The following is a 14,085-nucleotide window of genomic DNA, read 5'->3' as shown; positions in this document are numbered from 1 at the left end:
CTCGGTGTCGACGCCGATGTCCCGGAGCGCGCGCCCCTCCAGGTGGGTGAACTGCCCGTGATTGTCGATGACGACGATCCTGGTCATGGGCGGGGTTGGCTGACGAGGCTCAAAAGCGCCTCGGAACCGGGGCGATATAGGCACGTCCGTGCAACCACAGCTCCGGTCTCAGAGCGAGAACGGGTCGAACCGCTCGTTCCGGCCGTTCCACTGCTCGATGTCGCGCTCCTCGCGGGTGTCGAGGTACACCTCGACGCCGTTGCCGTCCGGGTCATCGAAGTACAGCGCCTTGCTGACCCCGTTGTCGACCGGCGAGACAGCGACTTCGCGCTCGGCCAGCCGCTCGGCGGTCGCCCGGAGTTCGTCAGCGCTGTCGACCTCCCACGCGGAGTGGTAGAGGCCGACGCGCGGGCCTCTCGGGGCCGCCGGGACGCCGTCGTCGACCTCCTCGGCGCCGATCCCCTGGAGCGCGAGGTCGTGGTGGTGCTCGCCGAGGGAGAGGAACGCGTAGCGGTCGACGCGCTCGGTCACCTCGAGGCCGAGCACGTCGCGGTAGAACGCGACGGCGCGGTCGACGTCGGTGACTTTCAGGTGGACGTGTCCGAGGTGGTCGGCGGGCATGACCGGACCGACGCGCCCGAGCGGGGCGTGATTTGTGCCGGCGGCGGTCACTCCTCGCGGCGCTCGCTGGCCGACCGGAACCCCATCTCGGAGAGTTCCTCGCTACGACGGCGTTCGCGTTCGGCGATCCCCTCCGGGTCCGGGCTGGCGTCGTCGTCGATCCGGGCGAACGAGCGGTGGACCTTGGTGTGACACCAGCGACAGAGGCCGACCGTGATCTCGTGGGCGGTGTCGGCGTCGTCCTCGCCGCGGTTGCCGTAGGAGAGGTGGTGTTCCTCGATCAGCGGTCGTGCCTCCTCGTCGTGGGCGAGTCGGACCTCTTCCAGCCCACAGCGCGCACACGCCTTGGCGTCCGTGGTCGAGCGGTAGTGCGGGCAGCGCGACCAGTCCGGCGACTCGCCGTCGGTCGCCGCCGCCTCGGTGTCGGCGACGACGCAGGCGTACCCCTCGCTGCGGCGCTCGGCCGCGAACTCGGGGTCGCCCTCGGCGTGATCCAGCGCGTACCGGCAGCGGCCGTCGCTCGTGAGGTGGTCACAGCGCCCGGCGACCGCGTAGGGGTCGTCGACGCCAACCGGCGTCCCCTCGGGCGTCTCCTCCATAGCCGCGGTGGGGCGCGCTCGGCCTTGAACGCTCGGTCCCGGGGGAACGCTTAGTAGGGCGGCGGCGGGAGCGGGTGGCGTGCGACTCGTCCACCACCGCGACGGCGGGGCACGCCCACCGACGGCCGACGAGGCCGGCACCACAGACGAGGAGGGGAACGCCGACGGCGTCGAGCGGCGGGTACTCGCCGACGAGGTGGAGTTGGCCGAGGGGCCGCTGGCGCAGGCGCTGGGGCTGATGTTCCGCCGGTCGATCCCCGAGGGGTACGCGCTGGCGTTCCCGTTCGAGGCGCCGGCGAGCCGGACGATCCACACGCTGTTCGTGTTCCGGCCGATCGACGTGCTCTGGCTGGTCGACGACGAGGTGGTCAACGTCGAACGCCTCCGGCCGTTCCGGGGGCTGGCCCACGGGCTCGCGGACACGGTGGTCGAACTCCCGGCGGGCGCCGCCGAGGGCGTCGAACCCGGCGATACGGTCGAGATCGTTGCGTGACGGCCGGCACGGGCCGTCCCCGGCGGGCGGCCGTCGGTCGGTGCCGGTACGGCCCTGACCGTACGTGTAGATCGAGTGCAATATCCCGCCTGAAACTGTCGGTTGTCCGTCCAGTATCCGATATTTTACTCGTTTTCGGAAAATCGAGAATAAGGTAACTACTATGTGCACAGTTTGCATAGGAGGCTCGTGTCGTTCTCACCCCACGGAGTCCGGCCGAAACACGGCGTCTACTCTCTGGGGCTGCTCTGTTTCGGGCTCGGGGTCGTTCACCTCCTCACCGAGGGGGAGGGGCTGGGAACGCTGCTCGAATCGGTGATCATCTGCAGCATGTCGGGGCTGGTCCTCGTGACCGGCTATCAGCTCCCGGCCCGGCCGATCACGAATCGGGGACAGTGGCGAACGGTCGGGGTCGGAGCGGGGGTGACAGTGTCGTTCGCGCTGTTGGCGTTCTCCATCTGGCTGATCTGGACGCTCGAAGGGGACCAGACGGAGCTGTCTTTCCTCCTCTCGTTCGCGAGCAGCCTCGGGGCGGCGGTCGGCGTCCGCGGCGGGCTGTACGCGATCGAGTCCGAGGAACGGCTCGACGAGGCTCGGGACCTCACGAACCTCCTCACGATCAATCAACGGGTGCTCCGGCACAACCTTCGAAACGAGCTCTCCGTCTCGCTCGGCTACCTCAAGAACATCGAGGCGGCCGATCGGTCGGGGGCGACGACCGAGGACGTTCGGATGATCGAGAAGCACCTCCGACGGCTGCTCACGACGACCGACCGGACGAGGGAGATCGTCTCCATCTGGGAGCACGACCAGACCGCGGAGTTCGACCTCGCGGCGGTGGTGGAAGAGCAGATCGAGCGGGCCAGAGCGGAGCATCCGGGCGTCGAGATCAGGACACGGTTCGAAGCGGACTGCCGTGTGAAGTGTCACTCGGCGCTCCCCAAAGCGATCAGGGAGGCGCTCGAAAACGCGATCGAACACACCCCCGAGAACACGCCGATAACTGCCCGCGTCCGGCGAAATGAGGACGGGATGGCGGTGCTGGAGATCAGCGACAGGGGGAGAGGAATCCCCAAGTTCGACGTCGAAGCGATCGAGGGGCAGCGGGAAACACCGCTCAACCACACGCAGGGGCTGGGGCTGTGGATCATCTACTGGACCGTCAAGATGTCCGGCGGAACGCTCGACCTGCTGGAGGGCAGTCCGCAGGGGACGACCGTGCGGATAACGCTCCCGGAAGCGAGGTAGTCGGTGGTACGGGCGCGCCGGCCGTCGACGCCCCCCGGACAGCACTACCGCTGTGCGCTGTTGATCGACTCGAAGAAGTGGGACCGCCGAGGTCAGGAGTCCACTTCCTACTCGGGTCACGCGGAATCACCTCCGTTGTCGTCGAGCCGATCAAGGTGCTGCCGACGGCTCATCCCGCGCGTCAGCTCGAACGGCTGGTCGTACACTTCGTCGAGCGAGGTGTTCGCTTTCTCCTCGAGATCACGACGCGGCCAGCCCTTGTCGCGGTGCCAAGTGTAGCTCCCCGTCCGGATTCTGTGGGGAGATCGCGCGCTCGGACACTTGCTTCCGCGGCCGTGTTCGCGAGCGACGCACTCCTCCGGATCGCGGTCGTGCGGGCACTCCCCGCCCCAGTTACACGGCTGGGTGAGGATGTACATCCAGTTCCTAATCGACGTATCTGCCAGCCGGCCGCCGCCCTTCTTCGAGGTCAGCAGCGGCTTCCGGCCGTCCTCGTCCTCGATCTCGTGACGGTTCACCCGGATGTACGCCTCGAGCACCTCGGCGGTGTCGTCCGAGATGTTGATCACGCGCTCGCCGTCGGTGCCGTTCTTCAGCGTGGTGTCCGACGCCGATTCCGGACGGTGCCGGGGGTAGATGAACGGCGTCTCGGCCTCGTCGATCACGTCGTCGACGACCGCGGGCGTGTAGCCGTCCTCGAGCAGCTGGCGCCGAAGGCGTCCGAGGTCGTCCTCCTCCAGATAGAGATCCCGGAGGTCCAGCCCGTGGATCGCGCCGAGCCGCATCGTCGTCCGCCAGATCAGCATGAACGAGACGTGCTCGCGCGAAGCGTACTCGTACCGCTCGAGGTTCTCGAGGATCGTCAGCGCACGCTGGGCGGGTAGCGTCTCGGTGTTGACCCGCTCGTCCTTCGAGAGCTCCGGCACGTCGAGCGCTTCCGCGACCTCGGGCAGCACCGCGTTCAGCTTGGCGGCGTGCTCGAGCATCCGGCCCAGTGTCCCCCACTCGTTCTTCTGGGTAGACTCGGTGATCCCCTTCGAGAGTCGCTCAGACTCGTACTGCTTGATGTGGCGGGTGGTCAGATCGTTCAGGTCATCGATTCCCTCGCGATCGCAGAACCGGATGAAGTGGATCGTCCGATCCTCGTAGGAGCGGACCGTCGAATCGGCTTTCTCTTCCTGCCGGTCGAGCCAGTCCTCGCGAGCCTCGCGAGGTGACATCGGCTCGAGGTCGGCCTCGGGGTCGATGGACTCTCGCAGGTCGTCGAGTTGGTCCATCACGTCGGAAACGTCGGGATCGTCGTCGTCGACTTCAGAGTCGTTTTCACTAGTCAAGGTGGGCCTCCCCAGCGGAGCCATAGTCAGAGGTTCCACTTTCACCGCGCCGTAGTGTCATTTTTACATACTCATACACTATCCCGACGTATGGCAGAGAATGACTCTGAAGGCGGCAAGAGAACAGCAACCGCGATGGGTACAGGAGCAACGCTCGGAGCAACCCTCGGTGGTCCCGGAGGAGCACTAGTTGGCGGAGCGATCGGCGGTCTACTCGGATACGCCTCAGAGACCGAGGACGAGTCGTAGCATTCGCGCGGAGAGAATTGGCTTGAGCGTCCTCTGGAGAACTACGGTCGCTCACTGGTTCTCACCTCGCTGAAGCTCTCGGAGCTGCTGCTGGAGGTACCGCTTCACCTCTTCCACGTCCGGCCGGCCCGGCGTGTCCTCGAGGACGGCGACGACGAGCTGATCAATCTCGTCGAACGGATCGGTCTCCGGGTGCTCATCCACGATCTCGTCGGCCACGTCCATCCAGTCGGGACTGTCCTCGGTCTCCAAGTCGGAGAGTTCGGACGCTTCCACACGGGGCTGGGGCACCTCCACGTCGGCGACGAGTTCGGGAACGTCGACATCCGGGATCGTGACGTTCAGCGTGAGGCTCGTCGCGAGTTCGTGGGTGCCGAGTTTCGCGGCGTCGGGCTTCGACTTCCGCGTACGCGTCGTTCCTTCGCGCCAATTGATCACCAGCCAGTTCTCGATCGTCTCCTCGCGAGCGCCGCCGTCGGTGACGAGTTCCTTCTCGTCGTCGTTGGCTTCCGGGTACGCCGGTCGCTCACTAGCCGGGAGCCGGTAGAGTTCCAGCTTGTCGCCGTACTCCACGCCCTCAAGGTCGAACGGGATGATCTGGTCATCCTCGGGCGGTGTCGGCGCGCCGCGATCGCTGAAGGGGCGACAGAGAGCCGTCGTCTCGGTGTCGATGCTGATCGAAGAGTACCCGACACGCTCGTAGAGGTCTTCGACGGTATCGTCTGGCAGGATGTAGGTCTCGAACTGACCGACCTGAACGACGGTTCGGTCTTCTCCACCGTCGGCGACCAACCGCCCGCGAGTGCCCTCGTAGATCCGCGCGGCCGTCTCCACGTCCCCGGCCGCGTTCATCGCCCGGATTGCGCTGTTCGCGAACGCGTTCTCGGTGTCGTCGGCGACGGGCTTCAGCACCGTGTCACAGCCACAGGAGCGCTTGGTCTTCCCGGGGCCGGCAGTTGTCGTGTGGTCGTACGGCTGTCCGCAGTCGTCACAGATCGAATCCTCGTCGCTCATTCGTCATCACCCCCGTCGGCGACAGCGGGGCGCCGAACGTCCAGCTCAACCCACCCCTCCCGTTGCTCGCGGAGCATCCGCCAGCCGGCGTCGGTCAGCGTGTAGCTGTTCGTCCGCCGGTCGAGCGCACTCTTCTCGACGAGTCCGGCGTCGACGAGCGCGTCGAGGTTCGGGTAGATCTGCCCGTGATTGATCTCGTCACCGTACCGGGCCCCGAGGCGCTCCTTCATCCCGAGCCCGTGCATCCGCGCGTCGTCGTTCTCCATCCGCGCGAGCGTCAGCAGGCAGTCGCGCCTGAACGCGGTGAGGTCGTACCACGAGACGCCGCCGTCGGCGATGAGATCGTCGTCGTCAGTGAAGACGTGTTCGACGCGGAGCGACTTGCACTTCGGGCAGGCCATCGCGAGGCCGTGCGTATCGAACCCCTCCCGGTCTTCCGCCGCGAAACCGCACTCGAAGCACTCGAAGCGGTCGCGCGACATCCGTGTCCCGCCGTCAATGATACTGTTGCTAGACTGTTCGCTGTCGGTACGTTTTTCGTCGTCAGAAGCGTTGGAACTCATGGTCTCGTGAAGTCCGGAGATAACCCTCTCCGAGGGTGATGCTCTGGCTGTGCGAGGCCGTGGTGCTCGGCCCAGTGCTCCCGACTTTGGTAGGGAGGAGAGCACTGGGTCGAGACACACCATTCTGAACGCGCGGCTCAGAAGGCGGCGGGACGGTCAGGACCGAGGTTTCAAGCCCCGGCGCGGCGTCGTCGTACATGGCTTTCGTGCCTGTCTCACGAAGGCCCGCGCGGACCCGTGTCACCAGCACGGGGTCCGCTTCAGTTTTCGAGCATGGACCCATCGGCGACCGACGGGTCCGCGAGAGACCTTCGTTACAACGTGCATCGGCATGGAGGACCTTAACTGTTAGGCTAAAAGACCTATTTCGAGAGTGTATATAACCTACCAAACTTCTTGAACGGCTGGAAATAAGCCCCAGCAGTCGTACCGTGGGTTCGAATGCGCCCCCGGCCAGAGTGGATGTCTCTGAACGATACGGTCGTGCTGGAGTTTCTCCATGAGCACGATCTAGAGCTTCCTCCGAAGGCACTCTGGGCGAATCTGAATCGGCACGGGCACGATATTGGGTACTCGACAGTGCAGCTGAGACTGTCCAAGTTGGAAGACCACGATCTCGTCGAGAAAGCCGAGTCGGGGTACTACCAATTGAGCGGGAAGGGAGAGCAATGGCTTGACGACGAAATCGGGATCGAAGAGATGGAAGACTAATGCGCGACGAGACCCTCCACAAGCTGATCATCTGGACGCCGCTGTTCGTTCTGCTCCTCGGCATCGGGCTCGTTGCATTCATTGCGTGGGGCATTTACTGACCGCTACTGCCCCGACAGGACTAGACCGGCGACCGCGTCTTTGACTGGAACCATCCACGCAGGCAGGTCTTCGACGTTGGTCCGGATTCCCTCCTCGAAGGCACGCTCGACCTCGATTCCGGAGGAGTCAATCTGGAAGTCGAAGCTCCACCGGCCGGCAGCTCCGGCGGCGACGATGGCCATCTGCGAGCGTCCGTTACTGCTCACCTGGACGAGGACGTGCGTCGGCGTCTCGTCGTCGATGGACTCGGCGTCGAGGCGTTCGGTCGGGTCGATTACGAACTCCGCTGTGCGACCGCTCTCGGTCTGGCTCTTAGTGGCCATATCTAGACACAGCCACGTTACCGACAAGAGTCTCGTCCGGCGGGTTCCGGACGGTTCCGGATAGAGAGAACCGCAGTACTCAGCCGGGTATCGATGTTCCGGGCCGAGTTCCGGACAACCCTCTCTGGAACTGGAGTCTGAACGGTTGGCTCCCACCGTGGCATACCACGGCCGACCGTGTTCGGATCAAGGGTGATCCGGAAAAACGAACGCCTGCGTCGGGTTTCCAGACACGAACCCCGTGTTTCCGACCACGAACTATAGATTGGCGATCTCCAACCCGCTGTGATAGAATAAACTGTTCTAAACTGTCTATAGGCTCTATTATGCCACCTACACTAGTGGAAGATGCGATGTTCGAAGAGAAAACCCCAGAAATGGAGGATAGATCACAATGAGTGAGTTTGTAGAAGCGATCGAGGCCGCCTTCGCGCTCATCATCGGCGGCATCGTGATGCTCGTGTTCGGATCAGTAGCAACGAGTGAATTATTTAACTTCACTCTCATGGGTGTACTGTATCTGTTCGCCGGGATAGTGGGAGTAGTACTCGTCACCGCAGTCGCGGTCCAGACACTGTTCCGATAATGAGCATGACCAAGAATGGAATCCTCTCGACGCACGACGGGAACGGAACCCATCCAGAAGAACTGCTGAACGTCCTCCGGGAGAGCGACAAGCTAGTACTTGGAACCGGGGATATAGCAGGTGCTGTCGACCTGAGTGATACGGCTGTTCGAGAGCATCTTAACGCCCTTCAGGAGGACGATCGAGTAATAAAGCAGCAGGTGGGTGGAGCAGATGTTTGGGGCCTCCCACCGACGGAGATTCAGAACCCAATACCGCCCGAATTGGACCGGCTCGCCCGGTTCAACAAAGAGATGCGTGAATTTTTCGAGGTGACCCGGTTTCTCGGAGTCGGGTTCATGCTCCTCGGGGCGCTGATCGTCATGGTCGCCATCTCTGATCCAGTAACTTCCGCACTATCGATCCAGTTGACCGATGCCGCACTCATCGTGATAGGCGCCGGCCTCGCTGCTTCCGGGGGTGCAACATGGTTCCTAGGCGGAGGTCTTGTCCTCATCACGAAGCTTCTGGAATCGAAGTCATAGCATCGAAATAAACCTCAAATAATCTGGGAAAGTGCGTAAACAGAGATAAGGAGGTAAGGAATAGCGAGGACAAACGGAATCTTCCGCTCAACACGAGTATGGGTGATGTAGTTTCTCCAATTATCACCCTCGTCGAGAATCTCCCATTCGTCGGCGAACGGCTCCGCCGGAAGATCATCCTCCATCGAGTTGATTACTTTGTACTTCCCGCTGTTTAGCTGCTTGTAAGAGACGATACTGAGATACCAGAGGATACAAAGAGCGAATCCGAGAAGTCCGGCAAGCAGTAGGCCTACCTCCTCAATTATCTGGGTATCCGTAAGTACAGAAAGGACAGCAAGAGTCCCAGAGAGCAACAGAACGTAAAATCGGTTGTTCCGCATACGCCGGTTGCTGACGTTCAGCGTCGTGTTCACATAGGCTGTATACTGGTCAATCAATTCCGTTTGATCGGAATCAGGGGATTCACTATCGTCGTTCATGTTGCATATTCGTCGATCGCGTTCAGGATCGCCTTCCCGTCGGCTTCAACAAGCTCGACTGCGTGATCCTGAACAATTCCGGGGACACGGTCATTCTCTGCAGGAATCACACCAATAATTGGCTTTTCCATCTCGTTTGCCATCTCAATCTCTTCTTGGATCCAATCACTGTACGTGACGTACATCCCGGATAGCACGAGTACGACAGAAGCCGAACGCATTTGATCTCGGATTTTCTTCCGGAGGTGATTGGGAAGCCGAGCATCAAGTGGGTCGTCCGAGGAAACGCTGTGGTCAAAGTATTCGAAGCCGTTTGCATCGTCAAGGAGTTCTTTGACCTCCTCGAAGTGCTCCTCATATGCCCAAGAGTGGCTGATAAAGACCCGGTGGGCTTGCTCTGGATCCGGAGCTGTACTACTACGTGATTCGCCGAAAACCTTCCCAAGGGCAGCAAGTCCAATACCACCTAGGGCAAGTGCTGCGAGAACTTTCCCTTTTGAAGACTCAGCTCCGTTTGACGACTGGGGTACGGGCTGAGATATCTGGTTATCATCTGACACAGGGTTAGAAACAGACACACGATACTTCGATGGTAACTCGATGATCTGCATCTGATCCAACCCTTCTTCGCACTCGTAGACTCTCCAGAGGCCCTTGATGCCCGGCCCTTGAGCTTCAAATCTTGGAGGAATCGGACCTACCTCCTCCTTGTCTATATCGATTGGAACGGGTGATCTTCTAGCTCGATCAAAGTGGTGTTGCCAACTCATTAGACGATGATTCCTGTGTTTGAAGAATAAACTTGGCTGGAGCACGGTGAAAGTGGAAATACTGAATAGTTCGGTTTTGTACCCTCCCAAAGTATACGTGGCCGATACTGGGTCAAAACCAGTAGGGAGACAAGAATCAAAACATAGACACGGAGCCGTTCACCCGCTCAGCCAACTGCTCTTCGATGTCGCTGCGTCGGAAACCACCCGGTGCGAGCACGGACTCAGCCGCTCGACAAAGCTCATCCCGGTAGAAATCGGCGTCGTACCGTTCAGGCTCCTCGTGTAGGAGGGCAACGCGAGCCCGACCGTCTTTCTCGTCGTCGACGACCACATACTCCACGTCCTGCCCGGGGTTCTTCTCCAAGCCGAGATCGGACGCGCGCTCCAGTGCGGCGACGTTCTTCGTCGTCTGTGTGTACTCCTCCACGCGCTTCGAGACGCGGTTCGTGATCGCTAGTCGAGTCGGATCCACGTCGCCGGTGCGGAGTTCCTCGATAAACTCTCGGAGCCGCTCGCACACCCCCTCGGGCGAGCGCGTTCGTCCGAACTCCTGCATCAGTTCCAACTGCGCGGTTTCGACGAATTCCGGCGTCGATCGCTGCCGTGCCTCTATCCCGCGACGCTTGTAGCTCGACGCCTCGTCGACGGGCTCTCCGGCTCGCTTCCCGAAGTATCGCGTCAGCGCGCCGGCGTCGTCGTTGCGCCGCGGGCAGAACGCGATCCAGTCGTACGCGGCCTCGTACTCCAGCCGGATCTCCACGTCCTCGCTGATCTCTTCGGCGACCGCCTCCAGGCCAGTCTGCTCGCGATCGTCCATCGGCGTCACCCAGAGCGAGTCGACGATCCCGTGGACGACGCGCCAGCCGTGCTGCTCGAACGTCGCCTTGGCCTCAAGGATGATCTCACGAGCGAACGCGTTGATTGCCTCGTGGCACTCGATCCGGCCGAACTTCGCGTTCGAGAACCCCTGATACCCGAAGCAGGAGACGAGGATCCACTTGATCGCCGACGATGCTCCTTCGAGCACCTCGGTGTCGCCGTCCTCCTCGCGAATCCGGCGCTTGATCTCGTCCCGATCGTCGATCAGGGGCTGGAGCACGTCGGGGAGATATCCCGGCTCCGGGCAGATCGAGTACCCCAATCCCGACACGTCCTGACGCTCGGGGTGACAGTCACAGCAGACCGTCTCCGGCGAGATGTTCCGCGTACACATGATGTTCGGATAGAGGCTGGAGAAGTCGAGTTCGTGGACGTTCTCGTGAACACCGACATCCGGTGAGAACGTGTACCCTCCACGATCGGCCTCCTCCAGCGTGGCAGCGCTCTTGAAGAACTCCGGCCGCCACGCACGCCAGGGGACGAGCACATCCCGATCCAGCGCCTCGCGGATCTGGATGGCGGTGAGGATGTTCCCGATGCTCGCCCACGACGCCTCCTGTAGCGGCTTGTGCGAACGCTCTACGAGGTCGAGAATCCCGTGGAGGTTGGCCTCCTTCAGAAAGAAGGAGTTCGAGGCGTCGACGAGCACGCGGCCCGGAACGTTGTATCGAGCCGGCGAGTGTCCGATCCGGCCGTAGCTCTCGTACGTACTCTTCGTCGCTAACTGTGTGTACCCCGGCTCCCGACCCAGTTGGAGCGGCTTGTCGTCGACGGCGTTGAACAACTGGGGGATCAACTGGGCCGTGGAAACTCGCAGGACATCCGGATTGTGCTCCTGGATCAGCGCCTCCACGTCACGGGCGATCGTCGACGGATCCTCTTCGAGGACGTACGTCTCCCCACTCGAGGCCGTCACTGTCACTGACCTCAGGCCACCTGACTCCGTTATCGGCGGCGTTTCGAGTTCCATCATCGTCGGCTCCCGGGCCGGCGCCGGATCGGTGCCGGTCTCGACGCAGTACCGGAACTCCGGCGAGAGGTCGACGTTGTAGCAGCGATACTCTCCCGGTCGGCCTAACTGCGTAATCGTCGACGCTAACCGCAGAATCACGTCCAGATTCATCACCTCTACGGCCAGCATTTCGCACGCATCGTGGCGCCAACCGGGGCGATGTTCTTCCCTCTCGACCTCGGCCACCTCGGGATGCGCGCCGATCGACGATTCGACCTCGTTGAGCGAACCGTCGGTAGTGTTGACGTAGAACCGAGGCCGGTAGCTCACCTCCTCGCGCTCCGCTCCGGATTCAGTAAGCGACCACTCGACTGCGGTTTCCTCGTCGGGGAAATCGATACAGTAGGTCACTCTGTACCCTCTAGTTCCTCCTCGAGCGTAGCGATCCGACGCTCCTGTGCGAGCACGATCGACATCAGGACCAGATCGAGCTTCCGTTCCGTGTTCTGGTACCCTGCGGCGTCGGCGTGTCCAGCGGCTTGTTCCCAGAGGTCGTCCCAGTGCTGCTGGTCACGATACCGGAGCGCCCGGCGGAAGTCACCCCACTGCTCCTCGAGACGCCGGAGACTGTCGCGGTACGTTGGGTTAGACCGTCCCACGAGCAAACACCCCTGAAGAGATGTTGGCGGTCTCGTGGATCGGCTGGCGGGCTTGGAGAACCTCCTGCCAGAACGCGATCGTCGTCTGAACCCAGCCATCCTCCAGCTCGTAGACCATCGTCTCGAACTCATCGCCGACGAACCGCGGCCCCATCGGTGTGTCCTGAACGGCGAGAGTCGATGTCGCCGCGGTCTCGACTGGCTCGCTGAACCCGTCCGCCTTCGAACGGGTGCACAGAACCGGAATTTCGTACTCACGGGCTACCCCGGCCAGCTTGGCAAGGGCACGAACCAACATCTCCTGCCCGTCATCACCTTGGAGATCACTCCCTCGATACAGGGCGTCGATGTCCGGTAACACGACCACCTCGGTGTTCTCGCCGAGATTCGCCTCGAGGTTTCCGATGAGCGCGGTGTGCTGATAGGGAGTGAATCCTCGAGCCACGTCGACCCGTTCGAGCACCCGTCTATCCGGAGACACCTCGGCGAGCGTGTCTGTCGTGCAATATCGCCCGGTCCCGACCCAGACTGCGCGACCACTTTCGAGTAACAGGCGGTCCACCATCAGGGTCTGAAGAGGTAGACGCGGGTCGTTCTCAGCTTCGACCAGCGTAATACCTGAATCGAGTGACGGGAGTTCAGGGATCGTCAATGATGGGGAGTCGTTCCTCTGGTGTAGCATATCTCCAACAACCGGGAACAGCTCCAAGAGTGTCTCTCGGGAGGTTCCGAACGGTTCCGGATAGGCCAAAACCGCCCAACGGGGACGCGGAGACGGTAGTTCCGAACGGTGTTCCGGAGGCTACTCCACGATCTGGTACGTTTTCGCACCTCCCTCGCTATCTGTGGTGATCAGGTTGTAGTGCTCGAGCTTCGGAAGGTGCCGCTCTCGAAGCGCTCGGAGCGTGATCGGGTCGGGGTGTTCTCGCTTGTAGTGCTCGTAGAGTTCTTTCTGGATCAGCGGACCGGCCTCCTCAAGACACTCGTAGAGGACACGCTGGTGGTCGTTCAGCTTCGAGATCGCTTTCTGGCGCACCTCCTCTTCGGCGTCAAGAACTGATTCGCGCACGAGACGACGTGGAATTGACGACAGTCCCTCGTCGGCTGCCTTGCGTGCCGAAACCCGCAGCGCCGTGATGGCCCGACGAGCGTCGCCGTCGGCCATCTCGGCGATCTCCTTCAGCGTCTCGCGCTCGACAGCCCCCGGATCGAGACCCTGACTGGCGCGTCGGGCGAGAATCTCCGTCACTGTGTCGGCAGTGTATCTGTCGAATTGAACCCGATATCCAACTGAGACTCGCGAGCGGACACGCTCCTCAAGGCGGGCAAGGAGGTCGACCTCGCGGTTCGCGATGCAAATCCAAGAGAGCCCGTAGATCGAATGGAGATCGTACAGCGTGTCCGGATCGCGAAGCTGGTCGACTTCATCGAGAATGATCACACTCGGCGAGTCGAGCGACGACTCCAGCTTATCGACCAAATCCCGCGCTGGGGCATTCTTCGGCACGGCCGCGTTGGCAAGGTCCTTCGCGGCACGCTCCAAGACGCCGGAACGCGTCGATTCCTTCCAGCAGTTCACGTATGCCGTTGGGACCTCGAGTACCTCGCGCCGGAGTTCCCGTACGGCAGCTCGGGCGACCGTGGTTTTTCCGGCACCGCTCGGCCCGAAGAGGTAGCAGTTCTCGGCGCGAAAGCCGTCCTCGATCGGCGCGAGAGCGTCGGTGACCTCGTTCATCTGGCTGTTTCGGCCAACTATCTCCCGTGGGAGGTGGTCTTCGTCGAAGACGGTCCCGTCTCTCAGCATCTACTCAGATTAGACAACGGAACACTCCATAAGTGGAACCCCTGCAGTTCCGAATGGTTCCGAATGGCGCGGAGGATTTGATGCCGAGAGCATTCGGACAGCCCTTGAGGGTGGCAAGCAGTGGAAAGTATCAGCGGAAGACCCAGCAAACGACCAATAGCCTCTGAGA

General features: G+C 61.9%; 18 protein-coding genes and 1 pseudogene. 6 read left to right on the top strand and 13 right to left on the bottom strand.

Features of this window, described 5'->3' with window-relative positions; all coding sequences use genetic code 11:
• The 3 genes and pseudogenes from ACYQZ5_RS14350 to ACYQZ5_RS14340 all read right to left on the bottom strand — a co-directional run.
• A pseudogene (locus ACYQZ5_RS14350) lies at window positions 1-87 on the bottom strand (GMP synthase subunit A); the annotation flags it as partial.
• 81 nt (window positions 88-168) lie between these two features.
• Window positions 169-621, bottom strand: a complete 453-nt coding sequence (locus ACYQZ5_RS14345) for a VOC family protein (RefSeq protein WP_379731814.1) — start codon at window positions 619-621, stop codon at window positions 169-171.
• Window positions 622-668: 47 nt separating this feature from the next.
• On the bottom strand, window positions 669-1,220 hold the full coding sequence (locus ACYQZ5_RS14340) for a DUF7097 family protein (RefSeq protein WP_379819013.1): 552 nt from the start codon (window positions 1,218-1,220) through the stop codon (window positions 669-671).
• A gap of 79 nt (window positions 1,221-1,299) precedes the next feature.
• On the opposite strand from ACYQZ5_RS14340, the gene ACYQZ5_RS14335 reads away from it, so the two are divergent.
• The gene (locus ACYQZ5_RS14335) at window positions 1,300-1,713 is read left to right on the top strand and encodes a DUF192 domain-containing protein (protein ID WP_459844736.1); all 414 of its coding nucleotides are present in this window, start codon (window positions 1,300-1,302) and stop codon (window positions 1,711-1,713) included.
• A gap of 189 nt (window positions 1,714-1,902) precedes the next feature.
• Window positions 1,903-2,961 (top strand): sensor histidine kinase, encoded by a 1,059-nt coding sequence (locus ACYQZ5_RS14330; protein WP_379730399.1) that lies wholly within the window; start codon window positions 1,903-1,905, stop codon window positions 2,959-2,961.
• Window positions 2,962-3,077: 116 nt separating this feature from the next.
• Here the strand turns inward: ACYQZ5_RS14330 and ACYQZ5_RS14325 are convergent, their stop codons facing one another.
• Window positions 3,078-4,295 (bottom strand): tyrosine-type recombinase/integrase, encoded by a 1,218-nt coding sequence (locus ACYQZ5_RS14325; RefSeq protein ID WP_379730400.1) that lies wholly within the window; start codon window positions 4,293-4,295, stop codon window positions 3,078-3,080.
• Window positions 4,296-4,349: 54 nt separating this feature from the next.
• Here ACYQZ5_RS14325 and ACYQZ5_RS14320 point away from each other — a divergent pair, with 54 nt between their 5' ends.
• Window positions 4,350-4,544, top strand: coding sequence for a hypothetical protein (locus ACYQZ5_RS14320; RefSeq protein ID WP_379730401.1), 195 nt, complete (start codon window positions 4,350-4,352; stop codon window positions 4,542-4,544).
• 51 nt (window positions 4,545-4,595) lie between these two features.
• On the opposite strand, the gene ACYQZ5_RS14315 is transcribed toward ACYQZ5_RS14320, so the two are convergent.
• Together ACYQZ5_RS14315 and ACYQZ5_RS14310 are read right to left on the bottom strand one after the other, a co-directional pair.
• Window positions 4,596-5,558 (bottom strand): hypothetical protein, encoded by a 963-nt coding sequence (locus ACYQZ5_RS14315; RefSeq protein WP_379730402.1) that lies wholly within the window; start codon window positions 5,556-5,558, stop codon window positions 4,596-4,598.
• The gene (locus tag ACYQZ5_RS14310; protein WP_379730403.1) at window positions 5,555-6,040 is read right to left on the bottom strand and encodes a PadR family transcriptional regulator; all 486 of its coding nucleotides are present in this window, start codon (window positions 6,038-6,040) and stop codon (window positions 5,555-5,557) included. Before ACYQZ5_RS14310 ends, ACYQZ5_RS14315 begins: the two co-directional genes overlap by 4 nt.
• 543 nt (window positions 6,041-6,583) lie before the next feature.
• On the opposite strand from ACYQZ5_RS14310, the gene ACYQZ5_RS14305 reads away from it, so the two are divergent.
• Window positions 6,584-6,832: a winged-helix domain-containing protein gene (locus ACYQZ5_RS14305; protein ID WP_379730404.1), complete on the top strand. Its 249-nt coding sequence runs from the start codon at window positions 6,584-6,586 to the stop codon at window positions 6,830-6,832.
• Between the two features lie 104 nt (window positions 6,833-6,936).
• Here the strand turns inward: ACYQZ5_RS14305 and ACYQZ5_RS14300 are convergent, their stop codons facing one another.
• A complete protein-coding gene (locus tag ACYQZ5_RS14300; RefSeq protein ID WP_379730405.1) occupies window positions 6,937-7,257 on the bottom strand; it encodes a hypothetical protein in 321 nt (106 codons plus the stop codon).
• A 394-nt stretch (window positions 7,258-7,651) separates the two neighbouring features.
• Between ACYQZ5_RS14300 and ACYQZ5_RS14295 the strand changes: the two genes are divergently transcribed.
• Both ACYQZ5_RS14295 and ACYQZ5_RS14290 read left to right on the top strand, forming a co-directional pair.
• Window positions 7,652-7,843, top strand: coding sequence for a hypothetical protein (locus ACYQZ5_RS14295; protein WP_379730406.1), 192 nt, complete (start codon window positions 7,652-7,654; stop codon window positions 7,841-7,843).
• Window positions 7,843-8,367 carry a helix-turn-helix domain-containing protein gene (locus ACYQZ5_RS14290; RefSeq protein ID WP_379730407.1) on the top strand — a complete coding sequence of 175 codons (525 nt, stop codon included), beginning with the start codon at window positions 7,843-7,845 and terminating at the stop codon, window positions 8,365-8,367. Before ACYQZ5_RS14295 ends, ACYQZ5_RS14290 begins: the two co-directional genes overlap by 1 nt.
• Window positions 8,368-8,381: 14 nt before the next feature.
• On the opposite strand, the gene ACYQZ5_RS14285 is transcribed toward ACYQZ5_RS14290, so the two are convergent.
• The 6 genes from ACYQZ5_RS14285 to ACYQZ5_RS14260 all read right to left on the bottom strand — a co-directional run bounded on the left by ACYQZ5_RS14285 (window position 8,382) and on the right by ACYQZ5_RS14260 (window position 13,916).
• Complete coding sequence (locus ACYQZ5_RS14285) at window positions 8,382-8,849, bottom strand: RipA family octameric membrane protein (RefSeq protein WP_379730408.1); 468 nt, start codon at window positions 8,847-8,849, stop codon at window positions 8,382-8,384.
• Complete coding sequence (locus tag ACYQZ5_RS14280) at window positions 8,846-9,619, bottom strand: TIR domain-containing protein (protein ID WP_379730409.1); 774 nt, start codon at window positions 9,617-9,619, stop codon at window positions 8,846-8,848. The genes ACYQZ5_RS14285 and ACYQZ5_RS14280 overlap by 4 nt, the downstream gene beginning before the upstream one ends.
• Before the next feature lie 136 nt (window positions 9,620-9,755).
• Window positions 9,756-11,864, bottom strand: coding sequence for a type B DNA-directed DNA polymerase (locus tag ACYQZ5_RS14275; protein ID WP_379730410.1), 2,109 nt, complete (start codon window positions 11,862-11,864; stop codon window positions 9,756-9,758).
• Window positions 11,861-12,112: a DUF8156 family protein gene (locus ACYQZ5_RS14270; protein WP_379730411.1), complete on the bottom strand. Its 252-nt coding sequence runs from the start codon at window positions 12,110-12,112 to the stop codon at window positions 11,861-11,863. Before ACYQZ5_RS14270 ends, ACYQZ5_RS14275 begins: the two co-directional genes overlap by 4 nt.
• Window positions 12,099-12,794, bottom strand: coding sequence for a hypothetical protein (locus ACYQZ5_RS14265; RefSeq protein ID WP_379819011.1), 696 nt, complete (start codon window positions 12,792-12,794; stop codon window positions 12,099-12,101). The genes ACYQZ5_RS14270 and ACYQZ5_RS14265 overlap by 14 nt, the downstream gene beginning before the upstream one ends.
• A gap of 120 nt (window positions 12,795-12,914) precedes the next feature.
• Window positions 12,915-13,916, bottom strand: a complete 1,002-nt coding sequence (locus ACYQZ5_RS14260; protein WP_379730413.1) for a Cdc6/Cdc18 family protein — start codon at window positions 13,914-13,916, stop codon at window positions 12,915-12,917.
• Window positions 13,917-14,085: the final 169 nt, after the last annotated feature.

Source organism: Halolamina salina (assembly GCF_054653455.1).
Note: the sequence above shows the minus strand (reverse complement) of the source record. Positions and strands in the feature narration are given on the sequence as shown.

Coding starts and splice junctions, on each gene's coding strand:
- ACYQZ5_RS14345 (WP_379731814.1), bottom strand. CDS start 621: ATGCCCGCCGACCACCTCGGACACGTCCACCTGAAAGTCACCGACGTC.
- ACYQZ5_RS14340 (WP_379819013.1), bottom strand. CDS start 1,220: ATGGAGGAGACGCCCGAGGGGACGCCGGTTGGCGTCGACGACCCCTAC.
- ACYQZ5_RS14315 (WP_379730402.1), bottom strand. CDS start 5,558: ATGAGCGACGAGGATTCGATCTGTGACGACTGCGGACAGCCGTACGAC.
- ACYQZ5_RS14310 (WP_379730403.1), bottom strand. CDS start 6,040: ATGTCGCGCGACCGCTTCGAGTGCTTCGAGTGCGGTTTCGCGGCGGAA.
- ACYQZ5_RS14305 (WP_379730404.1), top strand. CDS start 6,584: ATGTCTCTGAACGATACGGTCGTGCTGGAGTTTCTCCATGAGCACGAT.
- ACYQZ5_RS14300 (WP_379730405.1), bottom strand. CDS start 7,257: ATGGCCACTAAGAGCCAGACCGAGAGCGGTCGCACAGCGGAGTTCGTA.
- ACYQZ5_RS14295 (WP_379730406.1), top strand. CDS start 7,652: ATGAGTGAGTTTGTAGAAGCGATCGAGGCCGCCTTCGCGCTCATCATC.
- ACYQZ5_RS14290 (WP_379730407.1), top strand. CDS start 7,843: ATGAGCATGACCAAGAATGGAATCCTCTCGACGCACGACGGGAACGGA.
- ACYQZ5_RS14285 (WP_379730408.1), bottom strand. CDS start 8,849: ATGAACGACGATAGTGAATCCCCTGATTCCGATCAAACGGAATTGATT.
- ACYQZ5_RS14280 (WP_379730409.1), bottom strand. CDS start 9,619: ATGAGTTGGCAACACCACTTTGATCGAGCTAGAAGATCACCCGTTCCA.
- ACYQZ5_RS14265 (WP_379819011.1), bottom strand. CDS start 12,794: ATGCTACACCAGAGGAACGACTCCCCATCATTGACGATCCCTGAACTC.
- ACYQZ5_RS14260 (WP_379730413.1), bottom strand. CDS start 13,916: ATGCTGAGAGACGGGACCGTCTTCGACGAAGACCACCTCCCACGGGAG.